Origin of the sequence: Psychromonas sp. L1A2, assembly GCF_009828855.1 — a bacterium.
Lineage (GTDB): Bacteria > Pseudomonadota > Gammaproteobacteria > Enterobacterales > Psychromonadaceae > Psychromonas.
The window spans coordinates 1601823-1624100 of the sequence record NZ_WUAG01000002.1 but is presented as its reverse complement, the minus strand read 5'-3'; the positions used below and the strand labels follow the sequence as shown (position 1 = coordinate 1624100).

18 protein-coding genes and 1 pseudogene are annotated in these 22278 nt (G+C 36.4%); 8 read left to right on the top strand and 11 right to left on the bottom strand.

Annotated features, from left to right (window positions below):
- Window positions 1-256: 256 nt before the first annotated feature.
- The 4 genes from gyrB to dnaA form a co-directional block, all read right to left on the bottom strand.
- The gene (gene gyrB, locus GQR59_RS17440) at window positions 257-2686 is read right to left on the bottom strand and encodes a DNA topoisomerase (ATP-hydrolyzing) subunit B (RefSeq protein WP_160064798.1); all 2430 of its coding nucleotides are present in this window, start codon (window positions 2684-2686) and stop codon (window positions 257-259) included.
- 7 nt (window positions 2687-2693) lie between these two features.
- Window positions 2694-3776: a DNA replication/repair protein RecF gene (gene recF / locus GQR59_RS17435; RefSeq protein WP_137297706.1), complete on the bottom strand. Its 1083-nt coding sequence runs from the start codon at window positions 3774-3776 to the stop codon at window positions 2694-2696.
- A gap of 101 nt (window positions 3777-3877) precedes the next feature.
- A complete protein-coding gene (gene dnaN / locus GQR59_RS17430) occupies window positions 3878-4981 on the bottom strand; it encodes a DNA polymerase III subunit beta (RefSeq protein WP_137297707.1) in 1104 nt (367 codons plus the stop codon).
- A 14-nt stretch (window positions 4982-4995) separates the two neighbouring features.
- Window positions 4996-6372, bottom strand: coding sequence for a chromosomal replication initiator protein DnaA (gene dnaA / locus GQR59_RS17425; RefSeq protein WP_160064796.1), 1377 nt, complete (start codon window positions 6370-6372; stop codon window positions 4996-4998).
- A gap of 513 nt (window positions 6373-6885) precedes the next feature.
- Here dnaA and rpmH point away from each other — a divergent pair.
- The 5 genes from rpmH (at window position 6886) to mnmE (ending at window position 10789) form a co-directional block, all read left to right on the top strand.
- Window positions 6886-7020, top strand: a complete 135-nt coding sequence (gene rpmH / locus GQR59_RS17420) for a 50S ribosomal protein L34 (RefSeq protein ID WP_028869407.1) — start codon at window positions 6886-6888, stop codon at window positions 7018-7020.
- A gap of 10 nt (window positions 7021-7030) precedes the next feature.
- Window positions 7031-7387, top strand: coding sequence for a ribonuclease P protein component (rnpA, locus tag GQR59_RS17415; RefSeq protein WP_137297709.1), 357 nt, complete (start codon window positions 7031-7033; stop codon window positions 7385-7387).
- Window positions 7354-7617 carry a membrane protein insertion efficiency factor YidD gene (gene yidD, locus GQR59_RS17410; RefSeq protein ID WP_137297710.1) on the top strand — a complete coding sequence of 88 codons (264 nt, stop codon included), beginning with the start codon at window positions 7354-7356 and terminating at the stop codon, window positions 7615-7617. Before rnpA ends, yidD begins: the two co-directional genes overlap by 34 nt.
- A 14-nt stretch (window positions 7618-7631) precedes the next feature.
- A complete protein-coding gene (gene yidC / locus GQR59_RS17405; protein WP_160064794.1) occupies window positions 7632-9305 on the top strand; it encodes a membrane protein insertase YidC in 1674 nt (557 codons plus the stop codon).
- A 116-nt stretch (window positions 9306-9421) separates the two neighbouring features.
- On the top strand, window positions 9422-10789 hold the full coding sequence (mnmE, locus tag GQR59_RS17400) for a tRNA uridine-5-carboxymethylaminomethyl(34) synthesis GTPase MnmE (RefSeq protein ID WP_160064792.1): 1368 nt from the start codon (window positions 9422-9424) through the stop codon (window positions 10787-10789).
- Window positions 10790-12604: 1815 nt separating this feature from the next.
- On the opposite strand, the gene GQR59_RS17395 is transcribed toward mnmE, so the two are convergent.
- Window positions 12605-13516: a TIGR01777 family oxidoreductase gene (locus GQR59_RS17395; protein ID WP_160064790.1), complete on the bottom strand. Its 912-nt coding sequence runs from the start codon at window positions 13514-13516 to the stop codon at window positions 12605-12607.
- A gap of 79 nt (window positions 13517-13595) precedes the next feature.
- Between GQR59_RS17395 and GQR59_RS17390 the strand changes: the two genes are divergently transcribed.
- The 3 genes from GQR59_RS17390 to glpX all read left to right on the top strand — a co-directional run bounded on the left by GQR59_RS17390 (window position 13596) and on the right by glpX (window position 16558).
- Entirely contained in the window at window positions 13596-14180 is a 585-nt protein-coding gene (locus GQR59_RS17390; protein WP_160064788.1) for an anthranilate synthase component II, read from the top strand.
- Between the two features lie 66 nt (window positions 14181-14246).
- Window positions 14247-15467 (top strand): aspartate aminotransferase family protein, encoded by a 1221-nt coding sequence (locus GQR59_RS17385; protein WP_160064786.1) that lies wholly within the window; start codon window positions 14247-14249, stop codon window positions 15465-15467.
- An 80-nt stretch (window positions 15468-15547) separates the two neighbouring features.
- A complete protein-coding gene (gene glpX, locus GQR59_RS17380) occupies window positions 15548-16558 on the top strand; it encodes a class II fructose-bisphosphatase (protein WP_160064784.1) in 1011 nt (336 codons plus the stop codon).
- 91 nt (window positions 16559-16649) lie between these two features.
- Here glpX and coaA read toward each other — a convergent pair whose 3' ends face one another.
- The 6 genes and pseudogenes from coaA to GQR59_RS17350 form a co-directional block, all read right to left on the bottom strand.
- Window positions 16650-17615: a type I pantothenate kinase gene (coaA, locus tag GQR59_RS17375; protein ID WP_160064782.1), complete on the bottom strand. Its 966-nt coding sequence runs from the start codon at window positions 17613-17615 to the stop codon at window positions 16650-16652.
- Window positions 17608-18249 carry a uridine kinase family protein gene (locus tag GQR59_RS17370; protein WP_236546828.1) on the bottom strand — a complete coding sequence of 214 codons (642 nt, stop codon included), beginning with the start codon at window positions 18247-18249 and terminating at the stop codon, window positions 17608-17610. The genes coaA and GQR59_RS17370 overlap by 8 nt, the downstream gene beginning before the upstream one ends.
- Window positions 18250-18356: 107 nt before the next feature.
- On the bottom strand, window positions 18357-18965 hold the full coding sequence (locus GQR59_RS17365; RefSeq protein ID WP_160065292.1) for a thiol:disulfide interchange protein DsbA/DsbL: 609 nt from the start codon (window positions 18963-18965) through the stop codon (window positions 18357-18359).
- 34 nt (window positions 18966-18999) lie between these two features.
- Entirely contained in the window at window positions 19000-19989 is a 990-nt protein-coding gene (locus GQR59_RS17360) for a serine/threonine protein kinase (RefSeq protein WP_160064778.1), read from the bottom strand.
- A gap of 99 nt (window positions 19990-20088) precedes the next feature.
- Window positions 20089-21490: pseudogene (gene ccoG / locus GQR59_RS17355) on the bottom strand (cytochrome c oxidase accessory protein CcoG).
- Window positions 21491-21861: 371 nt separating this feature from the next.
- A complete protein-coding gene (locus tag GQR59_RS17350) occupies window positions 21862-22263 on the bottom strand; it encodes a hypothetical protein (protein ID WP_160064776.1) in 402 nt (133 codons plus the stop codon).
- Window positions 22264-22278: the final 15 nt, after the last annotated feature.

Sequence of the window (22278 nt, the reverse complement as noted above, 5' to 3'; positions counted from 1 at the left end):
TCATCTCACAATGTTATAGGGACTGGGCTGATCTGGAAACTTAATTATCGGAATTGGTATAATAAAAACGAATCATATATATAGCTGATAGATAAACTATCAATACTGAATAAGTTGCGATATTACAATTAAATATTTATTAGCAGGTATAAAAAATCCAACTTATTAGCTGGATTATTATTATTGTTTAACTTTATGACAACCTATGAATAATAAGTTGTCATTAGTAAACGAAGTTAGATATTAATAAATGAACCTAAATGTCGATATTACCAACACGTAATGCATTCTTCTCAATGAAAGCACGACGAGGCTCAACATGGTCACCCATCAAGGTTGTAAATAATTGGTCTGCACCTACAGCATCATCTACGGTAACTTGAAGCATATGACGAGTACTAGGGTCCATTGTTGTTTCCCATAATTGACTTGGGTTCATCTCTCCTAGACCTTTGTATCGTTGAATATATAAACCACGTTTTGATTCATGCATTAACCAATTGACTGCTTCGATAAAGTTTTCGACAGGTTTAGTACGTTCACCACGTTGTATATAAGCCCCTTCTTCCAATAGGTTTTGAATTTCAACACCTAAAGAAACTAGAGATTTATATTCAATTGAACCGAAGAATTCTTCATCAAAAGTATAGGTTGTATCAACACCATGTTTACGTACAGTAAACAATATTTTGTTAGTTAACTCATCTTCTGATTTAACGACGTTAGCTTTATAGATAGTCCCTTCTAAATCTTGGCGATTTAACACCTCAATAATAGTTTCCATCCATGTTGTTACTTTATCTGCATTAACTAGCTCTTCAGCTTTCAATTCAGGCTGATAGATTAATTTATCTAATACAACATTTGGGTAACGACGAGTTAAACGAACAATTGTTTCTTGTGCTGTACGGTAGCGTTCAATCATACCTTGTAAATGCACACCGGTAATACCAGGGGCATCTGCATTAATATGCAATGATGCGCCTTCCATTGCCAGTGCTGTTAAATAAGCTTGTAATGCTGGGTCATCTTTAAGATATTGCTCTTGTTTACCTTTTTTTACTTTATAAAGTGGTGGTTGAGCAATGTAAATATAACCATTTTCGATTAATTCAGGCATTTGACGATAGAAGAAAGTCAATAATAGTGTACGAATGTGAGAACCATCGACGTCGGCATCGGTCATGATGATGATACGGTGATAACGGGTTTTCTCTGGGTTATATTCATCACGTCCGATACCACAACCTAATGCAGTGATCAGCGTTGCTACTTCTTGTGAAGATAACATTTTATCAAAACGTGCTTTTTCAACGTTTAGAATCTTACCTTTAAGCGGTAAAATAGCTTGGTTTTTACGAGATCGACCTTGTTTAGCACTTCCGCCAGCCGAGTCCCCTTCCACTATGTATAGTTCAGAAAGTGCAGGGTCTTTTTCTTGGCAATCTGCTAACTTACCTGGTAAGCCGGCTAAGTCTAATGCACCTTTACGACGAGTCATATCTCGTGCTTTACGAGCGGCTTCACGTGCACGTGCAGCATCAACAATTTTACCTACGATGATTTTAGCTTCAGAAGGATTCTCTAATAAGAACTCTTGTAAGCGTTCATTCATTGCGCCTTCAACAATTGGTCGAACTTCAGATGACACTAAACGGTCTTTTGTTTGTGAAGAGAATTTCGGATCAGGTACTTTAACAGAAATAACTGCTGTTAAGCCTTCACGTGAATCACCACCTTCAGTAGATGTTTTATTCTTATTGTTTTTTACTTTTGCTAATTCTTTCTCAATGTACGAGTTTAAGGTACGTGTTAATGCACCACGGAACCCTGTTAAGTGAGAACCACCATCACGTTGTGGAATATTATTAGTAAAACAATAAATATTTTCTTGGAAACCATCATTCCATTGCATTGCAACTTCAACGGCAGTGCCATCTTCATGTTCTGTATTAAAGTGGAATATTTTATTATGTACAGGCGTTTTGTTTTTATTTAAATATTCAACAAAAGCGTGTATGCCACCTTCATAATGGAAATGATCTGCTTTATCTTCTTCACGTTTATCTATTAATTTAATAGATACACCAGAATTCAAAAATGATAATTCACGTAAACGTTTAGCTAAAATGTCATATTGAAATGTCACATTTGAGAAGGTCGATGGGCTAGGCCAAAAACGAATCTCTGTACCGGTTTGATCTGTATCACCGATAGCAGTAATTGGTGCTTCAGGCTCACCTTTTGCGTATGTTTGTTGATGAATATGACCACTACGTTTAACAGTTAAACGTAACTTATCAGATAAAGCATTTACTACAGAAACACCTACACCGTGTAATCCACCTGATACTTTATAAGAGTTATCATCAAATTTACCGCCGGCGTGTAATACTGTCATGATAACTTCTGCTGCTGATACGCCTTCTTCTTCGTGCATATCAACTGGAATACCACGGCCATCATCGCGTACTGAAACACTTCCATCAGTATGGATAGTACAAATAATATCGCTACAGTGGCCTGCTAAAGCTTCATCGATTGAGTTATCTAAAACTTCAAAAACCATGTGGTGTAGACCCGTACCGTCATCGGTATCACCGATATACATGCCAGGGCGTTTGCGAACTGCGTCTAACCCTTTTAGTACTTTAATACTTGACGAATCATAACTATTCTCAGCCATAAAACTTTCACCTTTCTACTGTAATTTTACCCTGTTTCACGTGAAACAAAGTGCGTTCTTGTGTGAATAAATCACCAATGCTATTAGCTGAAATCGCGCTAATAAATACCTGAGCATTGGACTCTATAATATGTTTTGCTAATATTTTTTGCTTGCTGCTGTCGAGTTCAGAACTGAAGTCATCAATTAAAAAAACACACTGCTTATGATCTACCGAGTTTAAGAATAAACCTTGTGCTAAACGTAACGCATAAACAAGTAACTTTAGTTGCCCTCTAGACAATACATCATCCACAGGTAAACCATTGATTTTTATTTTTAAATCGGCTTTTTGTGGTCCAACACTTGTATAGCCTAATTGTTTATCTCGATAGAAATTATCTGATAAATATTGTGCTAACGGTTTGTTGTTTTTGTCCCATCCACAAAAGAATTTGCTATCGATAGTAAACTCAGGCAAAAAATCTGCAATAGTTTGTGCTATCAAAGGCTGCAATTTCGCAAAGTAATCGGCCCTCTGCGCGCTTATTCTCTCACTTAAGACACAAAGTTCATTATCCCATACTTGAAGCTCTTTGTAAGCGTTACATTGCTTTAAAGCTGCATTCCTTTGCTTTAATAGTCGCTTTATGCGAGCCCAGTTACTATAAAATAAAGGATCGTGGTAAAAAACACCCCAATCTAGATAAGCACGGCGATTTTTAGGACTTCCTGATAGTAAAGTATAGCTTTCAGGAGTAATTAATTGCATTGGAATATATTGGGTTAAAGAGGCCAATTTCTTAACTATCTGACCATCTATTTTAAGAGTAGTTTCACCGCCTCTCGTTTTTTGTAAGCCGATAGGAAATACACGGTGTTGATAATTAATTTCACTGTATAGAGTAAAATGGGTTTGTTCGTGTTGAATGACTCTATTAGTTAAATGCGTACGAAAAGAACGGCCTAAACCCAATAAGTAAATCGCTTCTAATAAAGAGGATTTACCACTGCCGTTTTCGCCTACAATTAAATTAACTTTAGGGTCAAAAGTAATAGTGGCGGAGTCGATATTACGGAATTGATTGATGATTAATTTCTGTAATGACATTAATCAATTCCCTAAATAAGTTGAATGTTTTTTTATGGTTAGGTTGTTAATACCCATTGTTGTTATTGCATCAAACACTTTTATAATAACAATGTTTATAACTATAAACGCATTGGCATTAGTACATAAAGTGAGTCATCACTATCAAGAGACTCTATCAATGCACTATGATCTGATGTGCTAAACGTGATTTTAACTTGCTCACTTTTTAAGGTGTTTAATACATCTAGAACATAACTTACGTTAAAGCCTATTTCTAACTCTGCTGAATGGTAATCAACATCGATGTATTCTTCTGCTTCTTCTCGTTCAGGGTTATTGGCCGTTATTTTCAGTAAGTTTTCAGATAGCGTTAAACGTACACCACGGAATTTTTCGTTTGATAAAATAGCAGCGCGGCTGAATGCTTGTTTTAATGTTTCACGGCTAGATATTAATTCTTTATCACCATTACGTGGAATTACACGTCGGTAATCAGGGAAACGCCCATCCACTAATTTTGTGGTAAATACAAAACCATCAATCACTGCGCGTAAATTATTTTTACCTAATTGAATAGTAACATTAGCTTGGTCTTTATCTAGTAGCTTAACTAATTCTAATACCCCTTTTCGAGGTACAATGACTGATTGTTCTTCAATCGCCTGGTCGATGTTAATAGAGCACGACGCTAGGCGATGTCCATCGGTAGAAACACTGCGTAGTGTGTTACCAGAAACTTCAAAGAACATACCGTTTAGGTAATAACGAACATCTTGACTAGCCATTGCAAACTGAGTGAACTCAATGAGTTTCTTAAATTCGGTTTGTGGCACAGTTAGTTCAATCAAACTCTGCCATGACTCTATATTAGGGAAATCGATAGAAGGTAATGTCGATAATAAATAACGGCTGCGTCCTGATCGTACCGTAACACGCTCATTCTTTACTTCAAAGGTCACTTCACAAGGATCGGCTAAACCACGGCATATATCTAATAACTTACGCGCAGGTACGGTAATAGCACCCTCAATAGAAGCTTGTTCTAATGGGATTTGTGCCATTAATTCAACTTCTAAATCTGTACCGGTTAAGTTTAAAAAGTTATCTTTTACTTCAATTAGTATATTACCCATGATAGGTAAAGCTGGACGTCCGCCTGCAACTGAGCCAACAACTAATTGTAATGGGCGTAATAATATTTCACGAGAAATAGTAAATTTCATCAGATAACCTTTTCTTACATTGACAACGTGCGGATAAGTATTTTGTAATCTTCTTGAATGTCGTTATTTTCACGACGTAACTCTTGTACCTTACGACAAGCATGTAGCACAGTAGTGTGGTCTCGGCCGCCAAAAGCTTCACCTATTTCAGGTAAGCTATGTTGAGTTAACTCTTTCGCTAATGCCATGGCTATTTGACGTGGACGAGCTACGGTACGAGTACGGCGTTTTGAAGACATATCAGAAATTTTAATGCGGTAATGTTCTGCCACTACCTTTTGAATATTATCAACAGTTGTTTGTTTTGTGTGAACGGCTAACATATCGCGTAATGCATCTTGTACTAACGAGATAGTGATATCTTGTCCTGTAAACTGTGCTTTTGCTGAAATATTAGCAATTGCGCCTTCTAATACACGAACATCGGTAATCGTTAGACGTTTTGCAATAAAGAAAGCAACATCATCAGGTAAATGTAAACCACGTTCTTCGGCTTTAGTAATTAAGATAGCAACACGTGTTTCTAATTCAGGTGGATCAATTGGAATTGATAATCCCCAACCAAAACGTGTACGTAGTCGTTCATCAATGCCTTCAATCTCTTTTGGAAAGCGATCACTGGTTAAAATAACTTGTTGATGAGCATCTAACATTGAATTAAAGGTTTGGAATAACACTTCTTGAGAACGGTCTTTTCCAGCGAAGAAATGAATGTCATCTATTAATAGTGCATCTAACGACGCGTAATATTCTTTAAATTGTTCAATTGTATTGTTACGAATTGAATTAATCATATCTTGAACAAAACGTTCTGAGCGAATGTAAACAACTTTACTATCAGGATTTTCAGCAACGATTGCATTACCTACTGCATGTAATAAATGTGTTTTACCTAAACCGGGATGGGCATATAAAAATAACGGGTTATACACATCGCCTGGATTTTCTGCTATTTGCTGTGTTGTTGCGATCGCAAAATTATTCGATTTACCTTCAACGAAATTATCAAAAGTGTATTTTTTAATTAAATTACTTTTATGTGCAACTGTCGTTGCTTTAGATTCACCTTCCCAAGGTTGTTGGGTATTTAATGCTGGTGCAATTTTGGCAGCTGCTGGTTTATTAGATGCTGCATTAGCAGTACCGACTAATAAACGAATTTTAATAGTGAGGTTTTCATCTACTGCATGTACTAATGTTTGTAATTTAGTCTCAATGATATCCATGTACTTTTCACGGACCCATTCGCTGGTGTACTTGTTTGGCGAGTATAATGATAACGTTTCATTATCATATTCTGCCTGTAAAGGACGTAACCAAGTACTAAAGTCTCCTGCTGATAGCTCATCTTTTAATTGTGCTAAACATTCTTGCCAAATAGCGAGGGACATTGTGGAACTCCAGTAAATACATTAGGGCGGATAATTCTACCGATAAGATCGTCTGGATGCCATAAGATCAGTGAACAAAAATAAAAAAAAGATCCTTGTATTTAAACTCATTCAATGGTTAAAGCATCCACAAGCTTGTGAGTAGCTATCATCTACCACTGGGTACTTTATCCACAACGAGATAATTTAGTTATTTACAAATCTAACTTTATAAGATCAAGGAAGATCCTTGCTTATTGGTGTCGCTTATATATAATCGCGCCACCCTAACTTTTGAGTTTGGCTCGTAGTGACAATTTTTTTACTTAGGATTCTTTTCTAAGGAATATTAATTTAATCTACCAGAAAGAAGCATCTCTGATTGACTTTTAGTCGATCAATCAATAGAATTCGCTCTCTTTTTAATCGGCTAATGCTTTTGATTATTATTGTTTGGTTACTTTATAGTAATTAAGCAAAAAAAATTAAAAAATCTAGCTACTGTACAGTACTTAACAATAAGTGGAAAAGAGCATGAAACGTACTTTTCAACCAAGCAACATTAAGCGTAAGCGTTCACACGGTTTTAGAACTCGTATGGCGACTAAGAACGGTCGTGCCGTATTAGCTCGTCGTCGTGCTAAAGGCCGCGCTAGCTTAAGCGCATAATTTACCAGACGTGGTGAATTATTCGTTTTCTCGGGAGTTACGTTTGTTAACTCCCGATGATTTTCAACCTGTATTTAAAAATGCTATTCCAGCAGTATCTCCACACCTAACTCTTCTTGCTAGAAAAAATACTTTTGAACACCCCCGTATTGGTATGGCTATTCCTAAAAAGCACATTAAACATGCTGTAGGACGTAATCGTATTCGTCGCATTGTAAGAGATCATTTCCGCCTTCAACAACATGAGCTTCCAAACATCGATATCGTAGTCGTTGCTAAAGCTGGTATTGCTGATTTATCAAATCAAGAACTTCATAAAGTATTGGATAAGTTATGGCGAAAATTAGTGCAGCGCTGCAATGGGTAGCCATTAAATTCATTCGTGGTTATCAGCTAGTTATTAGTCCCATTCTTGGACCTCGTTGTCGTTTTACGCCAAGTTGTTCACATTATGCGATAGAAGCAATTAAGAGTCATGGTATGATTAAGGGATGTTGGCTAGCGGGCTGTCGTCTTGTAAAGTGCCATCCTTTTAATGAAGGAGGATATGATCCTGTACCTCCTTGTTGCGCAACTAAAAATAAACCTAAACCTTAGAGATAAAATACGTTATGGAATCACAACGCAATTTACTTTTCCTCGCACTTTTGTTTGTTAGCTTCTTGCTATATCAAGCATGGGTTGTTGAGCAAGCACCTCAGCCAGCTGCTACAGCGCAAACGACTGAACAAAGTACGACAAAATCATCAGTTCCATCGACTAGTAATCATAGTGCTGATGTACCAACTTCATCAGAAGATAGTGTTTCATCTTCTTCTGCTCAAGTACCAACACAAGCATCTACTAGCGCAATCGCAGTATTAGCTAACGATCAATTACGCTTAGAGATTACCTTAGTGGGTGGTGATGTCATTGTTGCTGATTTAATTGAGCATGATGAGCAACTTGATTCTGGTGTTCCATTCCGTTTATTAGAAAATGGCAACGGCTTTACCTATATCGCACAAAGCGGTTTAATTGGTAAACAAGGCCCGGATGCAAATCCAAAAGGTCGCCCTTTCTATAGCGTTAAAAATACTGAAAGTATTATTTCTGAAGGTCAAGAATCTGTTTCTACAGCATTACGTTATGTTGATCAGCAAGGTAATGTATTCACTAAAACCTTCACGCTAAAACGTGGCGATTTTAATGTTAATGTTGATTACACGATTGAAAATAAATCGGATGCTGATATTAACGTACAATTGTATGGTCAGTTAAAAGAGTCATTACAAGATCACTCAACAAATTTAATGATGCCTGTATATCGCGGTGGTGCTTTCTCAACATCGGATACTAAATATAGTAAATACAGCTATGATGATATGCGCGAACGCGGACTAAACAAAACAACGGAAGGCGGTTGGGTTGCAATGTTACAGCATTACTTTGTGTCAGCTTGGATTCCATCATCAACAGATACTAATGTGCTATATAGTAAAATAATTCAAAATACGGATGCAACGATTGGCTTTAAATCGCCGATTAAAACAATTGCACCTAATAGCACTGAAAAGTTTGCTACAAACCTTTGGATTGGTCCTAAATTACAAGAAGAAATGGCACAAGTTGGTGAGAACTTAGACTTAACTGTAGATTACGGTTGGTTATGGTGGCTTGCACAACCATTGTTTAAATTATTGTTATTCTTCCAAGGTATTGTTGGTAACTGGGGTGTTGCAATCATCTTAATTACTTTCACTGTTAAAGGCCTTTTATACCCACTGACAAAAGCACAATATACGTCAATGGCTAAAATGCGTTTATTACAGCCTAAGATTCAAGCTTTACGTGAAAAATATGGCGAAGATCGTCAGAAAGTATCAAAAGCGATGATGGAAATGTACAAAGAAGAGAAAGTTAACCCATTAGGTGGTTGTTTCCCTATCTTATTACAGATGCCAATATTCATTGCTTTATACTGGTCATTAATGGAAGCGGTTGAACTGCGTCACGCACCATTTATGTTCTGGATCCAAGATTTATCAGTACAAGACCCGTTCTACATTTTACCTATCTTGATGGGTGTGAGTATGTTCTTCATTCAAAAAATGTCTCCTGCTACGGTTCAAGACCCGATGCAGCAGAAAATTATGAAGTTTATGCCTGTTGTCTTTACTTTCTTCTTCTTGTGGTTCCCTGCAGGTCTAGTACTTTACTGGTTAATGAGTAATATCGTAACATTAGTTCAGCAAACTGTTATTTACCGTCAGTTTGAAAAACAAGGTTTAGGACATAAGAAATAATTTAACTGTTTAGCTTTTTATATAAAGCGCTATAAATAATTATATTATTTAGTAATTGATAAAAGGCGACTATAATAGTCGCCTTTTTTATTGGCTTCATTTTTTAGGAACAGAACATGATAAAAGCGACTGATACAATTGTTGCACAAGCAACTGCACCTGGCCGTGGTGGCGTTGGCATTGTGCGTGTTTCTGGGCCTGATGCAGAAGCGGTTGCACAGATTGTTTTAGGTAAGTTACCTAAAGTACGTTATGCAGAATACCTCCCTTTTCATGACCAAAATAACGAAGTGTTAGACCAAGGCATTGCGATATTATTTAAAGGGCCTAATTCATTTACAGGTGAAGATGTATTAGAGCTTCAAGGACATGGTGGTCCAGTTGTAATGGATATGCTGATCAAAGCTATTTTAACCATTAAAAACCTTCGTAGTGCCAACCCTGGTGAATTCTCTGAACGTGCATTTATGAATGATAAGCTAGATTTAGCGCAAGCAGAGGCTATTTCTGACTTAATTGAAGCTAGCTCAGAACAAGCAGCAAAAAGCGCTTTAAATTCGTTACAGGGTGAGTTTTCGAATAAAGTAAATGATTTAGTTGAAAGCCTTATCTATTTACGTATTTATGTTGAAGCGTCAATTGACTTCCCTGAAGAAGAAGTGGACTTTTTAAGCGATGGAAAAATAGCAAAAGACCTCTATCAGATTATCGATAACCTGAGTGCTGTAAAAGAACAAGCCAAACAAGGTGCTATTTTACGAGATGGTATGAAAGTGGTGATTGCTGGACGCCCTAATGCAGGTAAATCAAGTCTATTGAATACCTTAGTGGGTAAAGAAAGTGCGATTGTAACGGATATTGCGGGCACAACCCGAGATGTGATGCGTGAACACATTCACATTGATGGTATGCCATTGCATATTATTGATACTGCTGGTTTACGTGAAGGTGCAGATGAAGTCGAACGTATTGGTATTGAACGTGCTTGGACTGAAATTCAAAATGCAGACCGCATCTTATTTATGCTAGATGCAACAACAACTGATGCTGAAGATCCTCGTGATATTTGGCCTGACTTTATTGAAAAGTTACCTAAAGGCGTAGGTTTAACCGTTGTGCGTAATAAAGCTGATTTAACAGGTGAAGTGTTATCAATGACTGAACATGAAAATCATCCTGTTTATCGAATATCAGCAAAAACAGGTTTAGGTGTTGATGATTTAAAACAACACCTTAAAGATATAATGGGCTATCAAGGTAATACTGAAGGCGGCTTTATGGCAAGACGTCGTCATTTAGAAGCGATTGATCAGGCTGAAAAACATTTACTTGAAGGTAAAGTACAACTCGAAGAGTATCAAGCAGGTGAATTACTGGCAGAAGAGTTGCGTTTAACACAGCAACACTTAAGTGAGATAACCGGTGAATTTACATCTGATGACTTATTAGGGCGTATCTTCTCAAGCTTCTGTATTGGTAAATAAGTAACTTATTAATAAGCTATTATCCCTTTTAATTAAACCACTTTAATGTGGTTTTTTTATGCTTATTTTTACTAAATAAAACTAAAAAACATTTATAATTACTTTACGTATTAGAAGCTCAATACCGCTTTAATAAATCAATTTGTACTTATGTTGCTTTTCTAGGTAGCGTGGTTACTTTTGTTACTCGGGCTGAAATTGTAATGGGATGAATTTATAAAATAGTTAATATAAAAATAGTAGAGGAACTAAGCTCATATTTAGAAATACAATTTATCTTCACTCCTTTTATAGACTTCTTTATAAAAATATCTATTTACTTACTTACTGCTTTTTAAAATGGCAGGTAATAACAGTTTTTAAAGCAGATCAAATTATTTTTTAATCTGTATTTTAACGATAATCAAGTTTTTGAAGTCATTGACCCATTTTCTATGGTTTACTCTTGTGAGACATTGACCATAGATAATAGAGGTTATCGTACTTTTTATTCGAGGTTATTTAATTTAAAAAAAAATAAAAACACATAAGCTATTGTTTTTAATTTAATTGTTTTTTTTCGTGCGATGAGAGTCAGTCATTAAATATTATCTTTACCCCTTTTATTTTAGAAAGACCGTAATATCTATCTTGCAAACGGGGATTGATTTACAGGATGTAAAATTTGAACCTTTGTATTGCTAGGATGGCAATTTGGACCTCTCAGGATGAGAGCTTATAAAACAGGATGTTTTATAATTAAGGATGATCAGGACACTCTAGGATGGAGTTTTTAGTACCTACTAGGATTGTAGTTATTAAGCCAGGATGGCAAAAGAAGGACACCTCCTAAGGACAGGGAGATGACGGATAAACAAGATGTTTATCTAATATGGATGTTACAAGGATGAACCCAAAGGATTTGGGAAGTGGACGCCTAGTTTGGCTTAGTCAAAAGGATGTACTGCAGGGAGCATCAACTATCACGGATTCGATAGAAAGACTAAATTAAGGGCAGCTTCGGCTGCCCTTTCCTGTTTCTGGAATACCAGAAATTATTTACCTAGTTTTACCTCTTACCTATCTATAAAACTTTTTTCGCACGATCATTTAAAAGTGTTACTTCAATTGATGTTTTAAACTCCCTTCTGATTATTTTAACTTTTTAAGGCATTTTATCGATTTTCTCTGGCTTATTCTTGTGAGACATTGACCATAGCCAATAGAGGTTATTGTACTTTTTATTCGAGGTTATTTAATTAAATAAGGTAACAAAAAACCATAAGTGATTGTTTTTTAATTAATTGTGTTTTTACGTGTTAGATGTGGCAGTAATTAAATATTCTCTTTAACCCTTTTATTTTAGAAAAACCGTAATATCTATCTCGCAAACGGGGATTGATTTACAGGATGTAAAATTTGAACCTTTGTATTGCTAGGATGGCAATTTGGACCTCTCAGGATGAGAGCTTATAAAACAGGATGTTTTATAATTAAGGATGATCAGGACACTCCAGGATGGAGTTTTTAATACCTACTAGGATTGTAGTTATTAAGCCAGGATGGCAAAAGAAGGACACCTCCTAAGGACAGGGAGATGACGGGTAAACAAGATGTTTATCTAATACGGATGTTACAAGGATGAACCCAAAGGATTTGGGAAGTGGACGCCTAGTTTGGCTTAGTCAAAAGGATGTACTGCAGGGAGCATCAACTATCACGGATTCGATAGAAAGACTAAATTAAGGGCAGCTTCGGCTGCCCTTTCCTGTTTCTGGAATACCAGAAATTATTTACCTACCTATAGAATTTCTTTTCGTACAACTATTTAAAGTGTTACTTCAATTGATGTTTTAAACTATCTTCTAATAATTCGTATTCAAACTTAAAGCCCGCTTTTAATAACTTTGTAGGACGTACATTTGTACTTGAAAGTAATAACTCTTTGCCCATTTGTCCAAATAAGAATTTTATAATAGATTCTGGTAATGGCAGTATGCAAGGACGTTTTAAAATATTAGCCAGTATAATGGAAAAGGTTTTATTATTGACTGGATGTGGTGAAACTAAGTTAACAGGACCAGTCAGGTTTGATTGTTTAATAATAAATAAAATAGCATTTAATTCATCTTTTAAATCTATCCAGCTCATGACTTGTTTACCAGTGCCTATTCTCCCTCCAAGCCCCATTTTAAAGGCTGGTAGCATTTTTGCTAATGCACCTTCTGTTTTATTTAACACAATACCTGTACGTAGATTAACAATGCGAGTTTTCGGTGATCTCACTTGTTGGCAAGTCAACTCCCATTTTTCAGCTAACTCGCTAACAAAGTCTTTGCCTTTTGAGGTTCCTTCATCTACTGGTTGTTGCCCTCTGTCCCCATAAAACCCAATAGCAGAAGCACAGATAAATAGAGCTGGCGGCGTTTTGCTGTTGTTAATGTAGTCGACTAAAAGCTGTGTTGATTGTATGCGGCTGTTAGTTATTTTTTCTTTTGATTTTATTGTCCATCGAGACTTAGCAATATTCTCGCCTGCTAAGTGAATGATAATATTAGGAGTTGGACACCCATTAAGCTGTATTTGTTGTTTTTCTATATTCCAATAAGGTAGCGTAGGATCAGGTGTTCGTTGCAATGTGTGTACGATATAGCCTTGTGCCTGTAAAAATGGCACTAATGAACTTCCAATTAAACCAGAAGCGCCAGTTATTAAAACATGGTTATTACTATCAGCTGCTTTACTCATGAGCATCCCTTAATGTTATTAGGATTACATACGTTACTAATGTTAAAATGGATCTTTATGTTTGAGATGAAACTAAATTATGCTTCTAATGATCGATAATTATGACTCCTTTACTTATAACTTAGTTCAGTATTTTGGTGAACTAAAGCAACAAGTCATCATAAAGCGTAATGACCAAATCAATTTACAAGAAATATCAGATCTAAATCCTGACCATATTGTTATATCACCAGGGCCTTGTACCCCCAATGAAGCTGGCGTTTCATTAGCAACTATTGAACGTTTTGCTGGGAAAATTCCTATTTTAGGTGTGTGTTTAGGTCATCAAAGTATTGCTCAGGTATTTGGTGCAAATATAATACGTGCAGATAAAGTGATGCATGGAAAAAATTCATTGATTGAACATGACAACAATGGCGTTTTTAAAGGGTTAAACAATCCATTAGATGTCACTCGTTATCATAGTTTAATGGTGCAGGAAGCCAGTTTACCCGCTTGTTTTGATGTTTCAGCAAGAGTGGTACAAAGTCAGGAAATTATGGCTATTCGTCATAAAGAAATGGTATTAGAAGGTGTACAATTTCATCCTGAAAGCATTCGATCGGAGCAAGGTTTAATACTGCTCAATAATTTTATTGGACAAGCTATTGGATTGTCAAAATAAGTGCGTATATTAAGGCTTTTATAAACCATCTTTTATAAACATTGCCAATTATCAGAGGATATCTTTATGTCAGACACTCACATCACCCGTCCGTTATTTGATCAAATTATGGTGCCAAACTATGCCCCGTTAGACATGATCCCTGTGCGCGGTGAAGGCTCTCGAGTGTGGGACCAAGAAGATAATGAATATATTGATTTAACCGGTGGTATTGCGGTTAATGCTTTAGGACATGCCCACCCTGAATTAATTACAGTGCTAACGGAACAAGCTCAAAAATTATGGCATGTTAGTAATATTTATACTAATGAGCCCGCATTAAAGTTGGCAAAAAAACTAGTGGATAATACTTTTGCTGAAAAAGTTTTTTTTGCTAACTCTGGTGCAGAAGCTAATGAAGCGGCTTTAAAATTAGCGCGTCGTGTGGCATTCGATAAATTTGGTATTGAGAAAACAGAAATTATTGCTTTTTACCAAGGTTTTCACGGCCGTACTTTTTTCACCGTTACTGCTGGTGGACAATCTACTTATTCAGATGGTTTTGGTCCTAAACCTGCTGATATAACACATCTTGAATATAATGATTTGAGTGAACTTGAAAAGGTTATTTCAGATAAAACCTGTGCTGTTATTTTAGAGCCTTTACAAGGTGAAGGTGGTGTTTTACCGATCACGTCTGAATTTGCACAAGGTGTTAGAGCTTTGTGTGATAAGCACAATGCTTTAATGATTTTTGATGAAGTACAAACAGGCATGGGCAGAACCGGTGAGTTATTTGCTTATATGGGGTTGAATGTCATTCCTGATGTCGTCACTTCAGCTAAAGCATTAGGTGCAGGTTTTCCTATTGCAGCGATGTTAACAAAAACATGTTTTGCTGAACACTTGAAAGTAGGTACGCACGGTACAACTTTTGGTGGTAACCCATTAGCATGTGCTGTTGCTGGTAAGGCATTTGACCTTATTAACACTAAAGATATGATGTCAGGCGTCAAACATAAAGAACAGCTAATACGTCAACATCTAGAAGCGATTAACGATGAATTTTCAGTGTTTAAAGAAATTCGTGGTGCAGGTTTATTGTTAGGCGCAGTGTTAAACGAACAATATAAAGATCAAGCCAAAATATTCTTTTTAGAGTCAGCACAACAAGGTTTATTGATCTTAGTCGCAGGTGCAAATGTATTACGTTTCGCCCCTGCTTTGAATATTTCAGATGACTTGATTGAACAAGCAATGTTGAAACTAAAACAAGCGGTAAGAAATATCGTTCATAAAGATACTTAAAAACAAGGTTTGTTTATTGATGGGGTTTATCATCAATAACACTTGTTTCAATTAGATTTAAAAAACTGGGAGCTCATAAAATGAGACGCGAATTAGCAATAGAATTTTCTCGAGTAACGGAAGCAGCAGCATTAGCTGGATACAAATGGTTAGGTCGAGGTGATAAGAATATTGCCGATGGTGCTGCTGTAGAAGCAATGCGCCTTATCTTCAACCAAATTGATATCGATGGAGAGATCGTTATTGGTGAAGGTGAAATCGATGAAGCACCGATGTTATACATTGGTGAGCATGTTGGGACTGGTACGGGTGATGCGGTTGATATCGCCGTTGACCCAATTGAAGGTACGCGCATGACGGCGATGGGACAGTCAAATGCCCTCGCAGTATTAGCCGTTGGTGAAAAAGGTAGCTTCTTACGCGCACCTGATATGTACATGGAAAAACTTATTGTTGGCCCTGGTGCAAAAGATGCTATCGATCTAGAGCTTTCTTTAGAACAGAACTTAAAAGCGATTGCATTGGCTTTAGGTAAGTCTCTTTCTGAATTGACTGTGGCGACACTAGCAAAACCTCGTCACGATCGTATTATTAAAGACATGCAAGGTATTGGCGTTCGTGTATTTGCTATCCCAGATGGTGACGTTGCTATCTCTGTACTCGCGTGTATGCCAGAAAATCAAGTTGATGTGTTGTACTGTATTGGTGGAGCGCCAGAAGGCGTTATATCAGCTGCTGTTGTGCGTGCCTTAGACGGTAACATGCAAGCTCGTTTAATTCCTCGTCCGATGGTTAAAGGCCCGACAGAAGATAATATTCGTATTGGTGAAGAAGAAGTTGCACGTTGTGAAGCTGCAGGCATTGAAGTCAATAAAGTATTAAAACTTGAAGACTTAGTAAAGAATGATAATGTTATCTTCTCTGCAACCGGTATCACTAAAGGTGATTTGGTTGAAGGCGTATCGGTAAACGGCCGTCTAGCGACAACAGAAACGTTATTAGTACGTGGTAAGTCACGCACAATACGTCGCATTCATTCTACACATTACTTAGACCGTAAAGACCCGGATTTAAAAGATATTATTCTTTAAGCTAATCAGGTAGGTTTGATGAAATTTTAAAAGGCGCTATCAGCGCCTTTTTTATTTCTATTTTTATAAGCCTAAACTTAACTGCTTTTATTTATTTCCGCAACTTCACTTGGCTGACTTGGTGATTAATCGATTTTTTCAAGATTAAATTAGCACGGTCACGTGTTGGCCTAATATTCTCTTCTAAATTAATTCCATTTATTTCATCCCAAATCTTTGATGCGATAGCAATAGCTTCACGCTTACTCATTTTAGAATAACTATGAAAGTAAGCATTTGGATCGGTAAAGGCGCCTTCTCTAAACTTTAAAAAACGTTGGATATACCAGGTTTTCAGTAAGTCGGTATCGGCATCAACAAAAATAGAAAAATCAACGAAATCAGAAACAAAGACACGGTGAGACTGTTCTGGATCGTTTAGTCCAGCTGTTTGTAACACATTTAAACCTTCTAAAATAACAATATCAGGCTTTTCAAATTGTAATGACTTGTCAGGGATAATGTCATAGGTTAAGTGAGAATAAATAGGTGCTGTGATTTGCTTTTGGCCAGATTTAATTGCTGAAACAAACTCAATTAAGGCTTTGGTATCAAAGCTTTCAGGGAAGCCTTTTTTATGCATTAAATTACGAGCAACTAAGTCTTTATTAGGGCGCAAAAAGCCATCTGTGGTGACTAAAGCCACTTTCGGATGCTCAGGCCAGCGTGATAACAAAGCTTGTAGTATACGAGCTGAGGTACTTTTACCTACGGCCACACTACCTGCAATACCTATAATATAAGGTACTTTATCGTTATCAGAATCAAGGAAAGTATCACGAACGGTATGGCGGTACTGCCGTGCTTCTACATACAGGTTTAATAACCGTGAAAGAGGTAAATAGATATCAACCACTTCTTCCATCGATAACGACTCATTAATACCTTGTAATTGGCTTATATCGTCTTCAGATAGGGTTAGTTTTACATTGTCTCGTAAGTTTGCCCATTGGTTGCGCTCAAAGTGCATATAAGCGCTATGAATACTTTGTTGATTGAATGCGTCATGATTACTCATTCGGCACGCTTGCTTGTTCTAGGTAAATTGATTTGCTATTACCGATGGGATCATCAGCATAAAGATGATATTGCCCAGCGGGTTTAATGAGTAATTCAAATAAATTAACCAGGGCTTCTTGTGACTCTTCAATATTAACTTGTTCATGTAAGCGTTTTAATGCGGTGCCAAAATTACTTTTTACCCAACAGCTATAATCATATAGATCTAAATAAGCTTCTTGTAAAAGGTACACTCCTTCAATAAGAATGATATCTATGTTCTCAAAGTTATAATCTACTTGTCGAGGGCATTCGGCATCATCTAAATTAACGGATGTTTTAATACTGCCAAATAGCTTTAAAGGTAGAACTAACTCTTCAAACATTTCATCAAAACGATAAGCATTAAGGTAATATTCTTCAGGGCTGTTCATTACATTGAACCGAACATTTTTGCTCGCTTCCCAGTCATCGGTATGAATAACAGCGACATTTAAACCATCTAAGGTTAATGCAGCTGCAATTTTTTCGGTTAGTTCGCGTTTACCACTACCTTCAATTCCACTAATAGCAACAACTTGTGCTTTCGTAGATTCTTTGTGGTTATGCAGTTCTTTAATAGCACTTTTCATTTGTGCTGCATTATTAAACATCGTTTTCAACGGTCATCTCCCCTTCTTGACGGCGCTATTATGCCATAAAAATAAAAAAAGCCACTAAAGTGACTTTTTATTTTAGATAGAGGTGTTTAAAAAACGTATTAGTCCGTTTTTTTAGTTAAGAAAGTCACTAACTCAGTGAACTCTTCAACGCTTTTTACTGATCCAGTATTTACTTTGTACTTACCGTTAACAATCAGTGTTGGAACGCCACGTACTTTAAAGTTTTCTGTGTTACGTTTCATTTGTGAAGCCATACCATTTACAGGGAAACTTGCTAATGCAGCAGTTGCATCTTTCTCTGAAACGCCTGCTTTAGCAAAGATATCGATAATATCTTTTTCACTGTTAATTGCTTTACGCTGCGTATGAATGCGGTCAAATATAATACTTGTTACTTCTTCTTTAACATCTAATAAATCTGCAGCTGCATAAGCTTTTGTTACTTCATCAGCCATTGCGCCACCTAAAAAGTTAACGTGGCTCTTTTTAATTGTTACATCTGAAGGTAGATCTTGTGCTAGTTTTTCCATTAGTGGTTCAAACTTGAAGCAATGTGGGCAGTAAAAAGAGAAAAACTCTAAAACTTCTGGTTTCTCTGTTGCTGTTTGTTTAATAACTTCGTAGTTAGTACCTTCTTTAAAGTCTGCAGCATTAACACTTAATGGCAGTAATACTAAACCAACTAATAGAGCAAAAACCTTTTTCATCATATGTTCCTTTATTGTCATTTTATGGTGTTAATTAATATTGAGGCTGAAGTGTAAGGGGAACTTCATCTAATAATACTAACTGATGTTGTAGCGATTGTAACAACTCTTTCCAATATTGGTCAGTTATAAACCATGGAAAGTTTCGAGAAAATGCCGGATCTTCCCATCTTTTGTTGATCCAGCTCACATAATCAATCATACGCATCGTTCTTAAGCTCTCTATATGGGCTAATTGATTTGTATTGAAATCGTATTCTTCTTGGTAACCTTCTAAAATCATTGATAATTGTAATAGCTGTTCCTGTCTATCCCCATTCAATAACATCCAGACATCTTGTACTGCTGGTCCCATTTTACAATCATCAAAATCGACCCAGTAAGGTTGACCATCTTTTAAAAGTATATTACTTGCATGAGCATCCCCATGTATTGCAATCATTGGTAATGCACTTAATTTAGCATTACTAATTTTATATTTAATCTTATCAATGGTTTCAAATAAAGGGGCTTTGATCGCGTTAGGAATATGCTGACAATTCATTAGGTCGCTGGCAGCTAAATTAATTTTTTCGATGACATTTAAAGTGGGACGTTCAATAAATTGATGCTTTGCACCTATCTTATGAAGTTTTCCTAATGCAATGCCTACATCATATAGGCTATCGATATCATCTACGGCTAAAGAGCGTGCTGATAGGTTATTAAAGAGTGAAAAATAATACCCTGCGAAAGAATGCAGCGTTTTATCTTCAAAAACTAAGGGGGTTGAAAGATTTAAACCAGCATTTAGCAAACGTTCACTAAAAGCATGATCTTCCAATAATTGTTGCTCGTTCCAGCGTCCTGGACGGTAAAACTTAACTACATAACGGTGTTGATTTTCATCAGTGAATGAATAAACGCGGTTTTCATAAGAATTTAAGGCTAATAAGCCTGTTTCTGGGTAAATACCAATACTTGCTAAAGCATCTAATTGGCATTCTGGAGTGAGCTTTTGGTAGGTTAAGTTTGCGTTAGACATTATATTTCTCCAATAAAAAAAGGCGCAGCTAAAGTGTTAGCGCGCCTTTATCAACTAAGATAGCAAATCTAGTATTTATTGATACCGCTTAGCCCATAATTAAAGTCCAAGAAAGAAAGAAGCATCTTGTTCAATGACTTCGTTATTCTCTATATTTGTTAGTTTAATTGTTACGGTTATTTTTTTAGCCTTAATATCATACGGGTCTACAGCAATTGAAATAGGCTGTGTAAAAATCTCACCAGATTGAATAGTGATTTGCTTAGGACCAATCAAAGTTGCATCTTTTATTCCTGCAAAAGTAATATTATAAACTTGTGCATCAGTGCTTTTATTGATGACTTTTAACGTATAAGTATTTTCAATTAAACCATCCACATTTTCACGATAGAGCGAATTTCTATCGCGTAAAATCTCCATTTCTGCATTGGTCAATGTGCTTATGTTGGCAATAAATAACCCGACCATGATCAAAAGCATTAACCCATAACCAATGATTTTGGGTCTCATCAGTTTCGTTTCTTTGCCTTCTAATACTTGTTCAGAGGTATAAGAAATTAATCCTCGAGGGTAACCCATTTTATCCATGGTTTGATCACAAGCATCAATACAAGCACCACAGTTAATGCATTCGTATTGTAATCCATCTCGAATATCAATGCCGGTAGGGCAAACTTGCACACATAAATCGCAGTCTACACAATCACCTAAGCCCGTTTCACTACGGTCAATCTTGCGAGATCGAGGACCACGTTTTTCTCCACGTGTTGCATCGTAGCCAACGCTGTATGTATTTTTATCGAACATAGCAGATTGGAAACGTGAATAAGGACACATATGTACACAGAAAATAGAGCGCATCCATCCTGCATTTGCATAGGTTGAAAATGTGAAGATAAAAATCATGATTAAAACGAGCATACTACTTTGACCAGTGAAAAAGTCTGTATAGAGTTTTTCAACGGGTACAAAATAAGAGCAAAATGCTAAACCTGTTAACAATGAAACGGCTAACCAACCTGTGTGCTTAGCTGTTTTTCGCCATACTTTATTAAAGTCCCAAGGCATTTCATCAAGTCGTTTGCGTTTATTCGCTGTTCCTTCAAAACGTTCTTCAAACCAGATAAAAATAAAGGTCCAGACTGTTTGTGGACAAGTATAACCACACCAAACTCGTCCTAAATAGGTGGTAAAAAAGAATAAGGCAAAGGCGGCTATAATAAAGACCCAGGCGACTAAAGTTAAATCTTGTGGGAAAAATAACATATCAAATAATTGGAATTGTTGCTTATCGACATCAAAGAGAACTGCTTGATGGCCATCCCAACGAATCATTGGCATAGCAATAAAGAATAAAATTAATCCCCATCCAGTAAATTTACGTAATTTTTTGAAAGAAACCATAAACAGCACGTACATAAATTCGATTACTTGGGTTAAAGCGATCAGCGCTGTTTTTATGAGTACTTTTAATTTCTTTGATTTTAATTCTTTGGGTCATTGTCTAACACCTGCCATTAATAATACTGGGATTATAAAGTAATTATGGGCTAATAAATGCTACAGAGAAAACAAAAAATGCGTTGAAATTACTGCTTTAAGGTAAATAACTTAACATGAATAGTAATGATTATTAGTTCATTTGGTTTTAATCATATAAATGAGTCCAAACAGTTAATTTTGTTACGGATATGTAACTTTAAAAATGGAGTATTTTAATGAAGGTTAAGTATTTTTTGATATAGAAAATGAAGTTTAAGTTAAATACTTTATGACGAATGGAGCTAGATACTATGTTTATGGGTATTGAAGTGATTATTATTTTTAACAAAAAGCTTCGCAGTGAAGCGAAGCTTGATTTGATGTCTAAGCCTATAGCGTTTCGCTACAGCCTTTAGCACTCATAACAGGCGTTGCTGTTTCTTTTGCTGTGTCGTAAGCACTATCTAGTTTTGCTTTTGCACTTGCTGTACTTACACCAGCTGTTGCTAGTAAACCAGAACCACTTTCAAGGCTTGCTACTTGTGCTTCATAATCAACAAATGTTTGTTTGATTGCAGAACAACTTAGGCTTGGGAAGTTTGTATCAAGAAGACCACTTGTTAAGCTTGTTACTGAGCTAGTTGCGCTACTAGTCGCAGCTGTCGCTGTACTTGTTGCAGTGTTAGTCGCAGAAGTTACTGCTGAATTAGCTGTTGTAGTAAGGTCTGAGCTAGTTGTTTGGCAACCAGCTAGTAGTGCGCCACCTAGTAGAATTAAAGCAATTTTTTTCATTTTTTAGTTCACTTA